Annotated in this window: 13 protein-coding genes; 9 read left to right on the top strand and 4 right to left on the bottom strand. The window is 49.9% G+C overall.

Features of this window, described 5'->3' with window-relative positions; translation table 11 throughout:
- The first annotated feature begins 50 nt into the window (after window positions 1-50).
- The 7 genes from IQ256_RS16140 (at window position 51) to IQ256_RS16110 (ending at window position 12,536) form a co-directional block, all read left to right on the top strand.
- Complete coding sequence (locus IQ256_RS16140) at window positions 51-329, top strand: hypothetical protein (protein WP_193856593.1); 279 nt, start codon at window positions 51-53, stop codon at window positions 327-329.
- 380 nt (window positions 330-709) lie between these two features.
- Entirely contained in the window at window positions 710-3,829 is a 3,120-nt protein-coding gene (gene ppc, locus IQ256_RS16135; protein WP_228024952.1) for a phosphoenolpyruvate carboxylase, read from the top strand.
- A 214-nt stretch (window positions 3,830-4,043) separates the two neighbouring features.
- Entirely contained in the window at window positions 4,044-4,835 is a 792-nt protein-coding gene (locus IQ256_RS16130) for a Crp/Fnr family transcriptional regulator (RefSeq protein WP_193856576.1), read from the top strand.
- A 462-nt stretch (window positions 4,836-5,297) separates the two neighbouring features.
- Window positions 5,298-6,320 (top strand): sugar transferase, encoded by a 1,023-nt coding sequence (locus IQ256_RS16125; RefSeq protein WP_370623464.1) that lies wholly within the window; start codon window positions 5,298-5,300, stop codon window positions 6,318-6,320.
- Window positions 6,321-6,539: 219 nt separating this feature from the next.
- A complete protein-coding gene (locus IQ256_RS16120) occupies window positions 6,540-7,688 on the top strand; it encodes a Ycf66 family protein (RefSeq protein ID WP_193856574.1) in 1,149 nt (382 codons plus the stop codon).
- A gap of 93 nt (window positions 7,689-7,781) precedes the next feature.
- Window positions 7,782-10,694, top strand: a complete 2,913-nt coding sequence (ileS, locus tag IQ256_RS16115) for an isoleucine--tRNA ligase (protein ID WP_193856573.1) — start codon at window positions 7,782-7,784, stop codon at window positions 10,692-10,694.
- Window positions 10,695-10,904: 210 nt separating this feature from the next.
- Window positions 10,905-12,536 carry an NAD(P)-binding protein gene (locus IQ256_RS16110; RefSeq protein ID WP_193856572.1) on the top strand — a complete coding sequence of 544 codons (1,632 nt, stop codon included), beginning with the start codon at window positions 10,905-10,907 and terminating at the stop codon, window positions 12,534-12,536.
- Here the strand turns inward: IQ256_RS16110 and IQ256_RS16105 are convergent.
- From IQ256_RS16105 to IQ256_RS30450, 4 genes are all read right to left on the bottom strand, one after another.
- Window positions 12,526-13,746 carry a DCC1-like thiol-disulfide oxidoreductase family protein gene (locus IQ256_RS16105; protein ID WP_193856571.1) on the bottom strand — a complete coding sequence of 407 codons (1,221 nt, stop codon included), beginning with the start codon at window positions 13,744-13,746 and terminating at the stop codon, window positions 12,526-12,528. The two genes, IQ256_RS16110 and IQ256_RS16105, sit on opposite strands and share 11 nt — an antisense overlap.
- 26 nt (window positions 13,747-13,772) lie before the next feature.
- Window positions 13,773-14,939, bottom strand: a complete 1,167-nt coding sequence (locus tag IQ256_RS16100) for a hypothetical protein (RefSeq protein ID WP_193856570.1) — start codon at window positions 14,937-14,939, stop codon at window positions 13,773-13,775.
- A 7-nt stretch (window positions 14,940-14,946) separates the two neighbouring features.
- Complete coding sequence (locus IQ256_RS16095) at window positions 14,947-15,465, bottom strand: hypothetical protein (RefSeq protein ID WP_193856569.1); 519 nt, start codon at window positions 15,463-15,465, stop codon at window positions 14,947-14,949.
- Between the two features lie 134 nt (window positions 15,466-15,599).
- Window positions 15,600-16,559 carry a M23 family metallopeptidase gene (locus IQ256_RS30450; protein WP_193856568.1) on the bottom strand — a complete coding sequence of 320 codons (960 nt, stop codon included), beginning with the start codon at window positions 16,557-16,559 and terminating at the stop codon, window positions 15,600-15,602.
- Between the two features lie 174 nt (window positions 16,560-16,733).
- On the opposite strand from IQ256_RS30450, the gene corA reads away from it, so the two are divergent.
- Window positions 16,734-17,936, top strand: a complete 1,203-nt coding sequence (gene corA, locus IQ256_RS16085; RefSeq protein ID WP_193856567.1) for a magnesium/cobalt transporter CorA — start codon at window positions 16,734-16,736, stop codon at window positions 17,934-17,936.
- Between the two features lie 110 nt (window positions 17,937-18,046).
- Window positions 18,047-18,552, top strand: a 506-nt coding sequence (locus tag IQ256_RS16080) for an adenine phosphoribosyltransferase (RefSeq protein ID WP_193856566.1), incomplete at its 3' end; no start/stop codon positions are given.

Below are 18,552 nucleotides of genomic sequence, written 5' to 3'. Positions count from 1 at the left end.
GATCATCGAGTAAACTTTCAACAGTTCACAACACCTCACCACGTACGTACATGAGCAGCTATACTCAGCCAAACCAGCCCACTAACCAGCCGTCTGATCAAGAGACTAATCAACCTTCACCGGCAAAGCCCACTAATCCAGAAATTCCTGAAATCGCGATCGCCTTACCCCTACCAGCCGATGTCGCAATTAGTCTGGCCACGCTGCCATTCCTCGCTGTGATTGTCTCTGGTCAAATTGGGGCTCGCGCGCTCACTCAATGGGGCAACGGCAGCGAGGAATTTTTTCGAGGTAGCCGCCTACCCACCCTACCGCTGCTACGGTACTAATACTTTGTAGCCAATAACTTCAGCTTAGCTAGAGAAAAAGCATAGCTTCTGACTATCTCATCTATCTATTTTGACTATAGTCGGCGGTAAGTGACTCATGAGGATAGAGGCTTGATAGAGCCGATGAGTACTGATGGTTAGCGATAGGCGAGCGATAAACGCTGTGTAGAAAAGCTTGAAATCAAGTGGTCAGGTCACAACATGCGTTTAACAACGGCATGCCCGCAGTGCCCCCAAACCTCATACAATCATGGCGAATGCTCACTGTACTTAACTGTACTTATGAGTGCCTTACACGCAAACTTAGGATCGAATAGGTAAATTTTTCGTCTTTTTCGTCAATAGATTCGCTGCTCCTATTCAAACGGCCCCTATCTTTAATGGTAGATACTCAGAAACGACCAATGCCCACGACGCTAAAGAACGTATCAGATCTCAAATCCGCCGATCCAGCTGCGACCACCCACGACTGGCTTCTACGCCATCGACTAAAAAGCGTCGAAGAAACCTGGGCATCCGTTTTAGAAGATGAGTGTGGACCTAGCCTAGTTGCTCTATTGACCCGCTTACGTCGTCTATGTGCTCCTGACGGCCAGGCCAATGCCGCTGATGCCTCGCCCGTTCTTCAACTGATCGAAGAATTAGAGCTAAGTGACGCCATCAAAATGGCTAGAGCGTTTGCTCTCTACTTTCAACTGATCAACATCGTTGAGCAGCACTATGAACAACGTGGACAGCAGCAGCAGTATCGAGCTGCTTATGAAGAAGCCGAAATTGCAGCAGGCCATTCTATAGAAGAACACGCCGCCAAAGAACTCGCAGTCACAGGGCTTGAGCAGTCCGCTCGAAGTACTAATGGCTTCAATGGGCAAAGCGCCGTGGCCGAGACCATTCGGACAGCAGATAACCTAAGAGATGTCGGTACGTTTTACTGGCTGTTTCCAACGCTTAAACGGCTAAATGTGCCCCCCAAAATGATCCAGCGTTTGCTAGATCAGCTAGACGTACGCCTAGTCTTTACGGCGCACCCGACAGAAATTGTGCGCCACACCATCCGCGATAAGCAAAGACGAATTTCAGAGATCTTACGTCAGCTAGATAGAGAAGAAGAAGGCGCACGCGCACTTAGCTTAGTTTCGTCTTGGGAAATTAAGGCGCTTCAAAAGCAGCTAGTTGAAGAGATTCGCCTCTGGTGGCGAACCGACGAGCTGCATCAGTTCAAGCCTTCGGTCTTAGATGAAGTAGAGTTTACGCTGCACTACTTTGATGTCGTTCTTTTTGATACTCTGCCGCAGCTCTATCAAAGAATTTGCCGAGCGCTCGAAGGCACTTTCCCGACACTGAAGCCACCAAAACATGGCTTCTGCCGATTCGGTTCATGGGTGGGTAGCGATCGCGATGGCAACCCGTCAGTCACCCCCCAAGTCACGTGGAAAACCGCCAACTACCAGCGCAACATGGTGCTGGGTAAATATATTGCTTCTGTTCGCAATCTTACCGAGCGCCTGAGCCTGTCGCTGCATTGGAGCGAGATTCTATCGGAACTGCTTGAATCGCTAGAAAAAGACCAAACCCAAATGCCAGAAATCTACGAAGAGCTGGCTATTCGCTATCGTCAAGAACCCTATCGGCTGAAGCTAGCCTATATCGAGCAGCGCTTGATCAACACTCTAGAAAGATCCAAGAAGCTGTATAACGGCGACTATCTACAAGAACGAGAAACCAACCTAGACAGCGAGCTCTCTAGCGGTCGACTCTATCGCTTTGGCGAAGATTTTCTCTATGAGCTCAAGCTGATTCAAACCAATCTAAAAGAAACTAACATCGACTGCCGAGAGTTAGAAGAGCTAATCGCCCAAGTCGAAATCTATGGATTTAACTTGGCTCAGCTAGATATCCGCCAAGAGAGCACCCGCCATTCTGACACGATTGGCGAAGTCACAGACTACTTAGGACTGCTAGACAAGCCATACAACGACCTCAGCGAAGCTGAAAAGACAGATTGGCTAATCAAAGAACTTAGCACTCGTAGGCCGTTGATTCCAGGCGAGCTGCCCTTCTCTGACAAAGCTAGTGAAACCATTGCGACCTTCCGTATGGTTCGCAAGCTGCATCGTGAGTTCGGCCCTAGTATTTGCCAGAGCTATATCATTAGCATGAGCCACACTGCTAGCGATCTGTTAGAAGTTGCACTGTTGGCTAAAGAAGCGGGGCTATTCGACCCACCCACTGGCGTAGGCGCGATCATGATTGTGCCGCTGTTTGAAACGGTAGAAGATCTGCGCCGCGCGCCTACTGTGATGCAGCAGCTATGGGAACTACCGCTATACCGAGCGATGCTACAAGGCGGCTATGAAGCAATGGAAGCTGCTAAAGCCAAGCCAGAGGAAGCAGAAACAGCGCTGCAAGAGGTAATGCTGGGCTATTCTGACAGCAATAAAGACTCGGGGTTCTTGAGCAGTAACTGGGAGATTCATAAGGCACAGCAGGCTCTGCAGAAACTAGCAGAAGGCTATGGCGTCGCGCTGCGGATCTTTCACGGTCGCGGTGGGTCGGTCGGTCGTGGCGGCGGGCCTGCGTACGAGGCGATTTTGGCGCAGCCGGGCCGCAGCGTTGACGGTCGAATCAAGATTACGGAGCAGGGGGAGGTGCTAGCTTCTAAGTACAATTTGCCTGATTTGGCGCTATACAACCTAGAGACTGTCACCACGGCAGTGATTCAAGGGAGTGTGCTAGGCAGTAGCTTTGATGGCATTGAGGCTTGGAATGAAATTATGGAAGAGCTAGCGGTGCGATCGCGTCAGCACTACCGCGCTTTGATCTACGAACAGCCCGATCTCGTCGAATTCTTTCACCAGGTCACCCCGATCCAAGAGATCAGCCAGCTACAGATTAGCTCTCGTCCGGCGCGGCGCGGCGGTAAAAAGAACCTAGATGGCCTCAGAGCCATTCCGTGGGTATTTAGCTGGACGCAAACTCGGTTTTTGCTGCCGTCTTGGTATGGCGTTGGCACAGCGCTCAAAGAATTTATCGAAGCAGAACCCACAGAGCACATCAAGCAACTGCGCTATTTTTATGCCAAATGGCCTTTCTTCAAAATGGTGATCTCAAAAGTAGAGATGACTTTAGCTAAAGTAGATTTACAGATTGCTCAGCACTATGTGAATCAGCTCAGCAGCGATGAAAAGCGTGAAGATTTTCAGAAGATGTTTGACCAAATCGCTGCTGAATTCTATCTCACCAGGGAAGTGGTGCTAGAGGTTACAGACCATACCAATCTGCTAGATGGCGATCTGAGTTTGCAAAAATCAGTCCAACTGCGAAACGGCACGATTGTGCCCCTCAGCTTTTTACAGGTCGCCCTGCTAAAGCGCCTGCGAGAGTATGGCAATGACGCAGTCACCGGCAGAGTGCGATCGCGCTACAGCAAAGGCGAACTGCTGCGTGGTGCCCTGCTAACCATCAACGGCGTTGCTGCGGGAATGCGTAATACAGGCTGATCGTTTCTTGTCTTTGAAGCGTTTGCAGACATAACTTTAGTCTTGCTTAGCTGTCTAGCTTAGTAAAGCATTCGCGCCAAAGTGAAGCTGCTGTATTGTTTTGCAGCGCTGACTTACCTGCCGGTTTCTAGCTGTAGCCTAGGTACAGAAGCTATTCCACCACCACAAAACTACGTGCCAGAATAGGGAAGAAGCTCTAGCAGGCTATATCGAAGTGACACAGAAAAACATACAGACTGCTGCTGCTGACAGTTGGATACACGCCCTTACCCAGCAATGCTTTTTGTTTCGAGGATTGGACGCTCAAGCGCTTTCTCAGCAGCTGAACTCAGAGAGCTGTGTGCTAGAAAAACTGTATGCCAGCCGCCCGATCTACACAGCTCACCTGCCCGATACGCCGCTAGACGATCTCTATGTGATCTTAAACGGCGGTCCTGTGGTTGTCCGCAGCGCGCCACTCGATCGAGTCATTGCCCTAATCTATGCTGGCGGCTGCTTTGGCATGCTGAATCTCAACGTGAGCTATGGCCAGATCTACCATGGATTCCCCAGCTTGGTAGAAGCCTACAAAACTACCGATGTCGTCAAGATTCCTCAAGCTGTGATTCAGCAGCTCTATCAAAGCAGCTCTGATTTTCAAGCACGGTATACGCTGCTATTTGAGCTACGAGAAAAGTTTCGATACCATCTGCTCAACTGTAGTACCTATCCCCCTCAAGCTGTGGCAGCTCTGCTACGAGCCCTCATCTATCAAGAGCGATCGCTAGGTAGCCAGCCCAGTCAAGACGGTATTTTTAGCTTCGATCTACCGATCGATATTGTCGCTAGAGCCTGTCAGCTAAACCATCGCACCGTTGAGCAAGTACTTAAAGGTATGACCAGGGTAGGTCTGCTCAAGGCTAGTACCAAGTTAGAGACAGATTTAGTTCGCGTCTACGATCCAGAAGGCATGAAAGCAGTCTATGGGGCGACGAGAGACAAAGTTGCCTGGTGGCCTTTACGCTAGGCTAGCTTGCTCTGCTGGTTAAATCTTCTGCTAATTGGATATACAGAGTTTTAGCAACGAATGATGTACTATATTGAGCGAAAAATAGATGTTAACATAGCCAACTGCATAGGAATGCATTCCGTCAATAAATTCACTTAATAGAGACAGATACTAGCTGAATCTATGCAGATTTCAAGAAGACAAAACGAAGAGTGTACGCTGGAAAGTACGCCGGGTTATGCTCGATGCATCTAGTACGGGCATAACCCGTACACAGACGATATCGGAGAAGTTACCCGCCTTAGAAAGCATTGTGTTTGTCGCCTCTAATTGCTGCAGCGCCTCTAATACTTTAACGTCGCTGGGCACTCAATATATAGATATAGCCTTGATTAGCTGTTACAGCTATGCTCTCAAGGAAAGACGACTTCGAGCTTCAGCCGCTGTAATGTTTCTCTAGTTTTTATCATGAACAGCCCTATGACTTCCCCCAGTCAGGCTAGCTTCGACGCTAGAATTGTCGAAGCTATGGGAACAATTTCTCTCGGTAAAACCTTCACGGTGCTCGAAGCGGTTGCTTTTAGACAAGGTTGCGAAGAGGCTTTTGAACAAACGCCTAACTTGAGAGAAATTGTACTTGATTTTGCCAAGACTCAGTTCATAGACAGCAGTGGTATTGGCGCGTTAGTCATTTGTCACAAACTCTGCGAATCAAAGTCGGCTCAGCTTCATTTAATCAATGTGCCTCCCCAGGTGATGGTAGCTCTATCCCTAACAGAGTTAGACAAAGTCTTTTCCATCAGAGAAAGTACGCCGAGCGATCCCACCGTTAATCGGTCGAAGCCTGGTCGTTCACCTTGGGTACAAAATGCGTTAGAGAATCGACCAGAAACCCACCCGTCCGTCCGCTCAAAAGCAAAGCGAGCGATGGATGTTATTGGTGCGTTAGTTGGGCTAGCTATCACAGCCATTTTGTATGTGGTGATTGGCATCATCATCAAGCTAGACGATGGTGGTCCGATTTTATTTGGCCAGATTCGCTGTTCTTGGATGGGCAAACGCTTCAAGATCTGGAAGTTTCGCTCAATGGTGACAGACGCTGAGGCTAGAAAGCAAGAAGTCGCTAACAAAATTGAAGGTCCGCTATTCAAGAATGACGAAGATCCGCGCATCACCAGGATTGGTAAATTTCTGCGTCGTACTAGCCTAGACGAGTTCCCTCAATTTTGGAACGTCTTAAAAGGTGATATGAGCCTGGTGGGGACACGGCCCCCCACACCCGATGAGATTGAGCAGTATGAGGTTTCTCAGTGGCAGCGACTTAACGTAAAGCCGGGCATAACTGGCGAGTGGCAGGTGAATGGCCGTTCTAAAGTGACTAGTTTTGAAGATGTGATCCGGTTAGATTTGCAGTATCAGCGCAAGTGGAGTCTGATGTACGACGTTCAGCTGATTATTAAAACGGCGCTGGTGCTCTTCAGCAAAGATTCTGGCGCGATGTGACCGTTCTAACTAGAGAGGTAAGTTGACCAAGAAGGGCCAGGGTTGTACAGACCGAGATTTTGGCGAATACGGCCAAATGGACTATGGCTTTGTCGGGAGGCTCCATATACTCATGAACTTTTAGCCTGTGAGCTGTATTTGGCCAAGTGACGACTAACGCTCGTAGTGTCAAATTGCCCTCAATCCGACACAATGGTGAGGGTTCGTCAGCAGTTGATAATGCTCGCAAATGTTTTGGCTGTGCTGTTGGGGTTAGGCAGCGTTACCTTTTATCTAGCAGCCTTTCTGTATCCAGAAGTTCACCGCCGTTCTGATCTTGTATGGAGCGGCTTGGGATTGCTGTACGCCGTGGATCTGTGGTTCGGGGCTGAGCAGATGACGCCGACTGTTCTATTAGGCCAGATTGTGGCGGTCGCTCTGCTGATAGGGCTAGGCTGGCAGACGCTAGCGGTGCGGCGTGAAAAAACGCCAGTTTATCAGCAGACGCCGATTGTGCTGACCCCAGAGGTCGTGACTGACTGGGCAAAAAGTAGGTTGAATCAACTGCGGATTGCACCTTCTGATACGGTGAGGCTAGCGACGCTAAAAGATCGACCTGCGACAGGGTCGTCTACTGAGCGATTACGCCAGGGTTTGAATCAAAGCTCTGATCCTCGCAGGCGACCCCTATACGACTATGAATTTGTTGAGGATGATGGTTTCGATGACGATATCCAAGAAAGCCCGACTTCTATAGAAGATCTAGAAACGGACGTTTCAGAGATAGAGCTCTCAGAGATAGAACATATTGATCCTCCATTTGCGATCGCAGAAGTCATTGCTATCCAAACAGACAAGCCTACCCCATCTGACAGCCCTCAATCCGAAGCACCTAAGCCCGCAGCTATCGAAGAATCTGTGACTACATCCGTAACTACAGATACAGAAGTCGTGACTGAAGCTGTCACGAAAGAAAATGACCCTATAGAACCTAAAGCGACAGAACCTGATTTTGATCTAACCAAAGCTGAAGACGCTGATACTAAGGCCGCTGATGCCAAAAGTGCTGACAAAGTGGACTGGCCTGATACTGCCGCTGATGACTGGGATGATGATTTAGAGACTGTGTCTGGTGAGACAGCTAGAGATAAAGGGACGGCAGTGCGATCGCTCCAGAAGCCTTCTCTACTAGCGATACCTGCTATCTTGTTGGGCTGGGCAAGGGATGTGGTGCGATCGCTCACCCAGCCCAAACCCTCCAAGCCCATAATCGAAATTCCTAGACGCGATCCGCCGCCAGCCTTAACTAGAAACCAAGTTGAAGACAAAGCTACGAGTCAAGATGAAAGCAGCTTTGATGACGACGACGATAGCGATTGGATTGATTGACTTGAAGCGAACCAGACTTCAAGGCAGAATGTCCTAATCTCAATTAAGTTCTACTCCATTCAAAGTTTTTTCAACGCCTACCCGTGATCCCCCGTGAGCGAATCTAAGAGCTACAAAGAGACCGTTTTGCTACCCCAGACTGACTTCAGCATGCGGGCTAATGCCGTCAAGCGCGAACCAGAGCTACAGAGCTACTGGCAAGAGAAGAAGATCTACGAGACCTTAGCGCAAAACAACCCAGGTGAGCCGTTCATTCTGCACGACGGCCCTCCTTATGCCAATGGCGATCTGCATATGGGCCACGCGCTGAACAAGATTCTAAAAGATATCGTCAACAAATATCAGATTCTGCAAGGTCGCAAGGTTCGCTACGTGCCAGGCTGGGATTGTCATGGTCTGCCAATTGAGCTGAAGGTGTTGCAGAAGATGAAGTCTTCTGAGCGGCGAGAGCTAACGCCGATCAAGCTGCGGCAAAGAGCGAAAGGATTCGCCCTAGAAACCGTAGAAAAGCAGAGCGAAGGCTTTCAGCGATACGGCGTGTGGGGCGATTGGGATCATCCCTACATGACGCTGCTGCCCGAGTATGAGGCGGCGCAGCTCAGCGTGTTTGGCAAGATGGTAGAGAATGGCTATATCTACCGAGGGCTGCGCTCTGTACACTGGAGTCCATCTTCTCAAACCGCACTAGCAGAAGCAGAGTTGGAATATCCAGAGGACCACATTTCCCCGAGTATCTATCTGGCCTTTCCGGTGGTGAGTGCTGCGGAGGCGGCTCAGTCAGCTTTGGCTCCTTATTTAGATAGTTTGGGCGTGGCGATCTGGACTACAACGCCTTGGACGATCCCGGCAAATGTCGCAGTGGCGGTGAATGCTGAGCTGACCTATGCGGTGGTGAAAAGCGAATCTGAAGAGCCGTTTAAGTACCTGATCGTGGCGAAGGATTTGGCCCAAAAGCTAGGCGATCTGTTTGGCACCGGATTGCAAGTTGTAGCAGAGATCAAAGGGGAATTGCTGGCGGGTTCTACCTACCGTCATCCGCTGGCGACTAAGGAAGAAGCTTTTGATCGGATCAGTCCGATTGTGATTGGCGGCGACTACATCACTACTGAGTCAGGCACGGGCTTGGTACATACTGCGCCGGGACATGGACAAGAAGACTTTGCAGTAGGCCAGCGAGAAGATTTACCGATTCTGTGTCCAGTAGACGGGCGCGGTAATTTTACAGCCGAAGCTGGCAGCTTCGAAGGGCTGAACGTGCTGAAGACAGCAAACGATAAGCTGATCGAAGCACTGACTGAAGAAAAGGTGCTGCTAAAGCACGAGCCGTATAACCACAAGTATCCCTATGACTGGCGAACCAAAAAGCCAGTCATCTATCGCGCCACAGAGCAGTGGTTTGCTTCTGTGAAAGGCTTTGTCGGTGAAGCTATTGACGCTATTAACGAGGTGGAGTGGATTCCGGCGACAGGGAAGAATCGGATCACCTCGATGGTTTCTGAGCGGTCTGACTGGTGTATCTCTCGTCAGAGAAGCTGGGGTGTGCCGATTCCAGTGTTCTACAACGAAGAAACAGGAGAGCCGTTGATGACGCAAGAAACGATTGCCCATGTGCAGGCGATTGTGGCGGAAAAGGGTGCGGATGCCTGGTGGGAATTAAGCGTAGATGAGCTATTGCCAGAAACGTATCGCAGCGATGGCAAGACCTATGTTAAGGGCACGGACACGATGGACGTGTGGTTTGACTCGGGTTCTTCTTGGGCCTCGGTCGTGCAGCAGCGCGAAGGGCTAGACTATCCGGCGGAGATCTATCTAGAAGGATCGGATCAGCATCGAGGCTGGTTTCAATCGAGCTTGCTCACGAGCGTGGCGACCAATGGCCATGCACCGTATCGTCAAGTGCTTACCCACGGCTATGTGCTTGATGAAAACGGGCGCAAGATGAGTAAGTCGTTAGGCAATGGCGTTGATCCCAAAGTGATCATTGAAGGTGGGAACAACAAGAAAAAAGAGCCGCCGTATGGAGCCGATGTGCTGCGGCTGTGGGTGTCTTCGGTAGATTACTCGGGCGATATGCGCTTGGGTATGCGTAATGTGAAGCAGATGTCGGATGTGTATCGCAAGATCCGCAATACGGCGCGCTTTTTGCTAGGGAACCTGCATGATTTTGATCCGGCGAAGGATGCGATCGCATACGCCGATCTACCGGAACTCGATCAATACATGCTGCACCGAATGACAGAAGTATTCGCAGACGTAAAAACAGCGTTTGAGTCTTATCAGTTCTTTCAGTTCTTTCAGACGGTACAGAATTTTTGCGTCGTTGATCTATCGAACTTTTATCTAGATATTGCGAAAGATCGGCTATATATCAGTTCGGCTGATTCGGCTCGGCGACGTAGCTGCCAGACGGTCTTAGCGGTAGCGATTGAGAGTCTAGCCAAGGCGATCGCGCCGGTCCTTTCTCACATGGCCGAAGATATTTGGCAGGCGCTACCGTATGAGGTCAGCAGCGAGTCGGTGTTTGAATCTGGCTGGGTGCAGATGGAAGAGGCGTGGCAGCGACCCGATCTAGTAGAGAAGTGGCAGCAGCTACGGACGATTCGCGATGAGGCCAATGTCGTTCTAGAGCAGGCGCGATCGGATAAAGCGATCGGATCTTCTCTAGAAGCAAAGCTGCTGCTGCATACGAGTGACGCGAGCCTAAGCAAGACGTTAGCAGCAATGAACCCAGCGGATAGTTTGACAGCATCTGGTGAGCAGATTAGCAATCAGGTTGATGAGCTGCGCTACTTGTTCTTGGTTTCTCAAGTGGAGTTGTCGGATAGTTTGGACGGGCTGGAGGCAGAGAAATACCAGGCGAATGTGAACGGTCTGACTATTGCTGTATTGAATGCGGATGGCAAGAAGTGCGATCGCTGCTGGAACTACTCAACCCACGTAGGCGAGTCAGCAGAAGATCCAGCGATCTGCGATCGATGCGTGGCAGCGCTGGCTGGTCAATTTTAGCTGGTCAAATTTAGCTGACTCGTTTTTGGTGCTAACCCGAAACGAGTCAAATTTAGCTCATCGACTTTAGCGAATGTGAAGCGGCATGTGAAAATTTGCCCATCAGCCGTACTTCTACGGAAGGCTGCAAGGACACCTTACGTCTTCTTACGTAGGAGTATGCGCTAGTTCCAATACTCTGGCTTTATCTATCAGGGTTTGGATAAAACGATGGGTTCACAACGTAGAGTTGCTCCGACAGCTCCAAAGACAGTTTCTTCAAAGATAGTTTCTTCAAAGACAGCTTCTCAGCAGGCAGTCTCTCAAACGCTTTCTCAGTCACAGGCCCAAGCCTGCTCCCCTACACTTGTACTGGGTGCAGATCCAGCCGGGTTAGCTACGGCCTACCAACTCTCGCAGTTTGGTGAGCTAGTTCATGTCATATCGCCTGACACTTATGCAGGTGGCTACGCACGAACAGAAATACACGGTGGCTATCGATGTAAGTTGAGCGACAGTAGCTATCTGGTTGAGAACGGCTTAGTCAAGGATGGTTCAACTGAGAACGGCTTGATCAGAGGTCTAGAGCCGGGTAGGACGGCAGGCGATAGGTCATTGGGTAATGCTGCATCGAATGCTGCATCGAATGACAGTGCGGTCGAAGAAGTTTGGCAGGTACTAGCCGGAGACTTTAAGCAGGCAGAGATGAGATCGGCTGTTTATTATCGCGATCGCATTTTCACCTGTCCTCTATCAGCCACGAATGCGATCAAACACCTAGGGCCGATCAACGTTGCTCTCACTGGCTTAGGGTATCTGCAAGCACGGCTGAGCACTCAACTCAACCCAGGAAAAACAGCCGAAACGGCTCAGTCATGGCTAATAGAGCAGTTTGGTAGCCACCTGTACCAGATATTTTTTGAGCCTTATTTTCAAAAGATCTGGGGCGTAAGCGCCGCTAGGTTAACGGCTGACTGCGCCAAGAGATCCATTCAAGATGGCTTCTTTATGGGATCTGCCAGGCTTTCGCGTTCAACTGTTTTAACCAAAGCTGACTATAGTTCAGCGATCTCACCATCCGTTTGGGAAGATTGTCAGCGGCAGATAGAAGCAATAGGCTCAGCAGTCAGCTTAGAAACCGATATTGTCAGCATTGAACACAACAGCCGCCAGATCACCAAAGTAATCACTTGTAAGCATTCAGGTAACCTACCCGGCGAGCCGCTCAGTGAGCCGCTCAGTAAGCCGTCCAGTGAGCTGAATGAGTACTCACCCGGCAGTATTTTCTCAAGTTTGCCTCTATCAGATTTCATTCAGCGATTAGATCCACCAGCGCCAGCGTCTGTGCAGTTGGCAGCGGGTCGGCTGCAATATCGCCACGTCATTGTCGTGCCTTTACTGGTGAAATTGGTATCCGCGCTGCCTGAGAACTGGCTACACGTTCACAGCCCAGAGGTTTCTGTTAGCCGCATTCAGACCTCCAGTCGTAGTCAACCCTACAGCGATCGGCAACAGGACTGTAATCACGCAAACTGTCTAGGGCTAAGCTATCTCTGTGACGAGAGCGATCCAGTTTGGCAGATGAGCGACGCTGCCCTAATCGACCTAGCCATCCATGAGCTAATCACACTGAGACTGGTAGCAGACGCTTCTAGCTGTCAATCTCTATCTAGTACAGTGATGCGCCAGCAGCGAGCATATCCAGTCTCGACTGTTGACGCTGACAAATCCCTGGCGGTTGTGCAAACCTATCTCAGCAAGTTTGAAAACTTACAAATGGTAGGGATGAACAAGCAGCATTGCTACCAGTCACAAAATCATTGCTTACTAGACGGGCTTACCGCTGCCGCTGCTAGGGTATAGTCTTCAACACCGCGATTAACTGGGGTAAGCGCGTTGTGAAATAGACCACAGCGCACAGGCACACTATCCTATTCTCTAGTCGAGATAATCGTACGGAGCTAGTGTGGAACTTGAGCGGTTTTGTTAGTAAGCCTGCCCGTTTGCGGTTATTGGCGATCGCCTCATAGAAGCGCGTTCCTCCCACCATTACCGGTTTCCACCTAAGAACAGGCGCTAGGAATCGAAAAACAGGAGACAGGCTACAGATGTATGCGATCGCCTCGAACTTAAAATGGCGATTTTGCTGCCAGTCCACCACCACCCAAGAATTGTAGGTTTCCATATCTACATAGATAGACGGGTCGCTTTGGGCTGTAGCCAATGGCGTCTTCGGTAAGATCAAAATCGTCCGCAGAACGTGAACCACCTTCTTGCAAAATCCACAGTCTGCGTCGTAGTAAATTGACAATCCTCGCCGTGCTGGGCGATCGATACGCTTTGCCCAAGTGTCCCACAAAGATTGAGGCAGATAGAGCGTCCAAAGGGCGATCGCCAGCAGGTGCAATAGTGTGGGTTGACCAAACGCCAAAACCGCAGCTAGGTGAATACAGACGAATACTGCGACTAGAACAGAACGGTACAGATTCAGATATAAAGAAGCCAGTACGAACAAAGGTGACAGTAGCCCCAGAATCCAAATCACGCTGCGGCTTCCAGCTATCTCCGATGCCGCAGACCCAGCCAAAGCTGACCAAAACAGCGTTTCCGGTAGCCAATAGTTAAACCCTTGCTGCACCATCAGCGCGACTGTAGCACTAGAGATTACAGCCGTAGGCAGCGACACTCTCGCCGTATTCATAGCGCTGTCGAGAGCATACGCCGCTCCTAGCGGTAAAAAACAGCTCCAGAACAATATCGGCAGCAGCATTCCGGCAATCAGCCCGAACTGTCCAACGCTCCAGAGTGCGGCTAGACCACAGGTGCCTAGGCAAAGAATCGCTATGAGTCTGGTACGGTAGCCGATCAGTAAAAGCAGACCTAAGACGACTACCCATACCGATATGAGGATATCTAAATAGAGCGAAATTTGTCGTGCCGCTATCAAACTAATATCCGCATTGCTACCTACTCTCTCTAGAAACGCCGCTAGCACAACCGTCAGCGCAACCAGACCTCGAAAAAGGGCTAGCGACTGAAGGGAAATACTGAAACGCTTAATAAGTTGAGGCATAGCTATCGTGATGGGCAATCAAACGCTCAGATCCTGACAGGTTTGCGCCAGCGAACTACCGTCATTATCAGCCAGCCCAAAGAAAGTGGCAGCACTGGATACCAGATGGTTCTCCAGTCAATCAAACCATAGAGATTGAATAGCTCTCGAACCCCTAGCCCGCTGTGCCAGAGCAATCCCAAAATGGCTGCTAGAAAGAGTGCTAGAAGTGCGATCGCCTTGGGTGCGATCGCAGGAGTGTTAGAGCTTGAGGGCGAAGACGGAAAGAAGAAGTCTTTGATGGCTTGCCAATCTATAAACAAAAAGTATCCAGCCAGGATTGGCGTAACAGTGACAACGAGCCAAAGGCCATTAACCGCATGGAAGAGCAATGCCATTGAAACCAAAAAGTCTCTGATCTTGCTGTTGATCAAAGACAAAAAGAAAAATGTTTCAAAAAGTAGCGTCGTCGCATGGACGCAAAGGTATAGGAGAGGCGTTTGAGCGATGAAAGGCGCTAATGGATTTAGCGGCAGATCGTATAGCGCGGCCTCTATATTTCTGTTTAGGAAAAAGTTAGCCATCATATCGGGATAGCTCAACCAAGCGCCGCCAAAAGCTACCTTATAGACCATCGAACCGAAGAATAGCGCTGAGAAAATGATCAACAGTGCTCTAGCGGGCAAAAAATAGTCCCAGTCAGAATCGTGAGGATCAACTGTCACTCTGCCACTGCGTTTGTCTAGGGCCGAATCTACAGAATAGGTTTTCCCCCAGGCATTGGTGAGCGCCATAAAGAAAGGAATGTAGAAGACCAAAGTCACCAGGGTTCTTTTGCCATCAATGGCCGTCGATAGCCCTTCAGTCAGGCAGCCAATCAGCAAAACAGCGATCGTTGCTGCTCTGGTTTTATAGCCAAACGCCAACAACACCAGAGCAGCCACTAGCAGCGATTCGAGCGTATGAAAAAAGAGAGGCGGGAGAGATGCTCCAAAGTCCCTAAAAACATATTTGACCAGATAAACTTCCTTCTCTACGAAGAAACCTGGCATACCACTAAGGAAGTCTGACGAGTGAGTACTGAGATGCCACAGATAGAAGAGCGAATACGCTATTCTCGATAGCCCAATTCTGCCCGCTGCATTCTTCTCAGGCTGGGTAAACCAAGCATCTACAGCCGTATTTACACGCTGAACGGCGTTGCGGACTGTCATCTTTCCCTCATTCATTAGCTTGTGCCGTATCTTCTGCCAAAAAGCTGCCTATCATCACTTCAGCAGCAGGAAACTGTCGCTGAATAGGCGGAACCTCTAAAGGTTCAACCGGATAGGATAGCGTCCAAGCTTGAATCGTTTCGATCTGGGCGTCGATTTGCTTAGAGACAGCCCCTGTGAGGTACGCTCTGCTAGCATCTCTCACATCGATGTCGTCATCAGTAAATGCTTGCTCAACAATGTCATAAGAAAGGCTGTCGTAGGGTACAGACAAAAGCTGCTCGGGTTTAACGATGTGGAGATCGCCGTCTACAGTGTAGGCTCTTAGCTCCAAAGCAGATGCAGTAGGCTCGGGCGGACGAAAGCGCGCCGTATAGCCGCTGTAGAGAATCCAAGAAATAATTGGCCAGGTCGTTTCTCGCCTAGCTACGACGCTAATTCCAAGCAGGAAAAACGCTAGGGAAACCTTGATTAAAAGTAAGTGTCTTGCCGCGCTAGAACGTTTGATCTGCTTTGACTTCAGCACAGTATCAACTTTTGTAGGAAATCATAGACAGTGAACAGAAAGCCTGGTTTCACAATCTGGTCTTACAATTCTGAGCAGTATCGTAGCGCAAGAACGAAGTCAGCGAGGCAAGATCACCCTGAAGGTATCTGAATCTAAGAGTCTTTTGGCGGTTCGCCAGTAACAGCAGATTCTAAGTAAATAGTGGCAGGGGGTACATAGCTCCCATCGATTTTGACGCGGAAGTCGTAGTGTGCGCCAGTGCCCAGACCGCTATTGCCCGAATAGGCAACCACTTCTCCGGCTTTGGCTTTGCCTTGCCGACAGCCATTCTCTGACATGTGCAAAGATTGAAACGTATAGCCAGGATAGGATTGTGCGGTTTGATCGACGACCCAGCCACCGCCGTCTACATCCCACCAGCATTTGACGGTGACAGTGTCTCCAGGTTCACCGACGGCGTGGATTGGCGTGCCCACATTCATTGCTAGATCGACCCCGTTATGAGGCACGTTCAGTTCTCCAGTGACCGGGTGAATGGGGCGAATGCCATATTCGTCGCTAACGGTGTAGCCAGCAATAATATCACCTGTTGCTGGAGTAGTAGTGCTTTCTAGATAAGCCTGTTCGCGATCGCCAAAAATATCAGAGGTCATAGTGATGATGCGATCGGCAATGTAGAGTAGTGATCCAATGATGATAGCCGCGCAAGTACCTGTAACCAGCAGCTTGATCAGCGCCAAGCGTAGAAGCTGCTCTTTTGTTTGCCTAGCTTCTACGGTGGTTCCGTTCTCTATCTCTTTGGCACCATTTTCAGATGAAATGGGTAAAACGTGATGATGTCCGTGCTGTGGCGTTGGCTGTACTGGCTGAGAAACTGAATCAACTGGTCGCTTCGTCGCAAAATCAGAGACTGGATCTAGCTCAATGGCATCGCTGGTAATGATAGCTAGCTCACCTCGGCCCAGTTTTTCTAGCATGTCTGAAATGCTGCTGCAGCCAGCCGCGATCGCCGCCGCCTGTGCCCCCTGCCAGCCAGGTGCCGTAACGGTTACTCGGCAAGGCTTTTTAGGTTCGGTCGGTAAGCTTTCATGAAAAGACGATGGGGTAGTCACTGAAAGCAAATTCACTAAAGCGAGCGACTGGCTTTACTAGCAGGGGTTGTCAGTCGCTGGCAAAGACGGAAACATAATAGCTCAAACCTTACAAAAAAGTAGATCTTATAAAGTAGCCAGAGACGTTCAAGTCTTACACAAGCCTTACTTACACGAGCCTTATCAAGGAGCCCTATGAAACAGCATCCTATAGAACCGCGAGCAGATGAGTGGTCTAACAAACTCGTGCCCCTGACTAAAGAGGAAGAGGAAGAACGCCGCCATTGGGACTACCACTATGACGAGATTGGCATGGCCCCCGGCACGCTGGTGATCGATGAAGATGCTGCGCCCACCGAGCTGATGCTGATTGACTACAGCGCCAAGTCTGCGACTCGAAGAAGGCTGCGATCGCCTGAAGAAGCCGCTATTCACTTAGACTCTGAATCAGTCTCATGGATAGATTTACAGGGGCTGGGCAACGAGGATGTACTCAATCGACTAGGCAAAGTTTTTCACCTGCATCCGCTGGTATTAGAAGACGTGGTCAACGTTCCTCAGCGGCCTAAGATCGAATATTACGGCGATCAGCTATTGATCATTACGCGAATGGTTATGCCCGATCTAGAGGCAAAAGAAGGCGAGAACCGCTTTACCAGCGAGCAGCTTAGCTTTGTGCTAGGTCAAAACTATTTACTCACCGTGCAAGAAGAACCAGAGCAAGATTGCCTAGACGCAGTGCGTAAACGAATTCGGACCGGACAAGGGCTGATTCGCTCAGAAGGCGCGGACTATCTAGCTTATGCATTGCTAGATGCGGTGATCGACGCCTACTTTCCCGTGCTAGAAGACTACGGTGAATACATCGAGCTGCTAGAAGACGAAGTTATTTTTAATCCAAGTGAACAGACGGTGCAAAAAATATACCGGGCCAGACGAGAGCTGATGAGCCTACGCCGTTCGATATGGCCGCAGCGGAACGCGCTGAGCCGACTGGTGCGCGATAGCAATACGCTGATTCGCCCAGAAGTGCGAGTGTATCTACAAGACTGCTATGACCATGTTGTACAGGTGCTAGATATTGTTGAAACCTATCGAGAGCTGACGGCAAACTTGATGGATGTCTATCTGTCCTCGGTGAGCAATCGGATGAATGAAGTGATGAAAACGCTAACGGTGATCTCGTCTATCTTTATTCCGCTGACGTTTATTGTCGGGGTCTATGGTATGAACTTTAATCCAGCCGCCTCTCCGTGGAATATGCCAGAGCTGGACTTTTATTGGGGCTATCCGCTGTGCTGGGGCATGATGATTGCGATCGCGCTTAGTTTGTCTTATTACTTTTGGCGCAAAGGCTGGTTTGACAACACGGCAGGTACCCAATTACCCAAAGGATAACTTGCCCTAGAAACCTGCCTGCTTTGCCGCCGCCTGCTAAGATGCCTGTGTTTGAACGTCTTTAACTGCGCTAACTGACTGTAAACTCGACCGTGAAAGGTATGCTCACTATGGATCTAAAGGCCCTGATCACAGATATTCCAGACTTTCCGAAGCCGGGTATTACCTTTCGAGACATTACGACCTTATTGCAAGATCCAGCGGGCCTAGACCATGCGGTTTCAGAGCTTTGTGCCGGGGCTGACACCGTTTCGCCTGAGATTATCGCCGGCATTGAATCGCGCGGCTTTATCTTTGGCATGCCAGTAGCCCATCAGATGTCCCAGGGATTTGTCCCTATTCGCAAGGCTGGAAAATTACCCAGGGCCGTTCACGCTGTGGCTTACGCCTTAGAATACGGAGAAGATCGCTTAGAGATCCATCAAGACGCTTTTGCTGCTGGCACTAAGGTGCTGATTGTCGATGATTTGCTAGCAACAGGCGGAACCGCCGCTGCCGCCGCAGAACTGGTCGAAAAAGCGGGCGGAACGGTGGCTGGCTTTAGCTTTGTGATTGAGCTAGAAGGATTAGCAGGCCGAGACAAATTGCCTGTTGGCGTGCCAGTCATGAGTTTGCT

This window comes from cf. Phormidesmis sp. LEGE 11477 (genome assembly GCF_015207105.1).
Classification (GTDB): domain Bacteria; phylum Cyanobacteriota; class Cyanobacteriia; order Phormidesmidales; family Phormidesmidaceae; genus Phormidesmis.
This window is presented reverse-complemented; position numbering and strand designations above follow the sequence as displayed.

What these genes read in the sequence shown, in the direction of transcription:
- IQ256_RS16105 (WP_193856571.1), bottom strand. Translation starts at nt 13,746, where the DNA reads ATGCCTCAACTTATTAAGCGTTTCAGTATTTCCCTTCAGTCGCTAGCC.
- IQ256_RS16140 (WP_193856593.1), top strand. Translation starts at nt 51, where the DNA reads ATGAGCAGCTATACTCAGCCAAACCAGCCCACTAACCAGCCGTCTGAT.
- corA (WP_193856567.1), top strand. Translation starts at nt 16,734, where the DNA reads ATGAAACAGCATCCTATAGAACCGCGAGCAGATGAGTGGTCTAACAAA.
- IQ256_RS16110 (WP_193856572.1), top strand. Translation starts at nt 10,905, where the DNA reads ATGGGTTCACAACGTAGAGTTGCTCCGACAGCTCCAAAGACAGTTTCT.
- IQ256_RS16120 (WP_193856574.1), top strand. Translation starts at nt 6,540, where the DNA reads ATGCTCGCAAATGTTTTGGCTGTGCTGTTGGGGTTAGGCAGCGTTACC.
- IQ256_RS16100 (WP_193856570.1), bottom strand. Translation starts at nt 14,939, where the DNA reads ATGACAGTCCGCAACGCCGTTCAGCGTGTAAATACGGCTGTAGATGCT.
- ppc (WP_228024952.1), top strand. Translation starts at nt 710, where the DNA reads ATGGTAGATACTCAGAAACGACCAATGCCCACGACGCTAAAGAACGTA.
- IQ256_RS16125 (WP_370623464.1), top strand. Translation starts at nt 5,298, where the DNA reads ATGACTTCCCCCAGTCAGGCTAGCTTCGACGCTAGAATTGTCGAAGCT.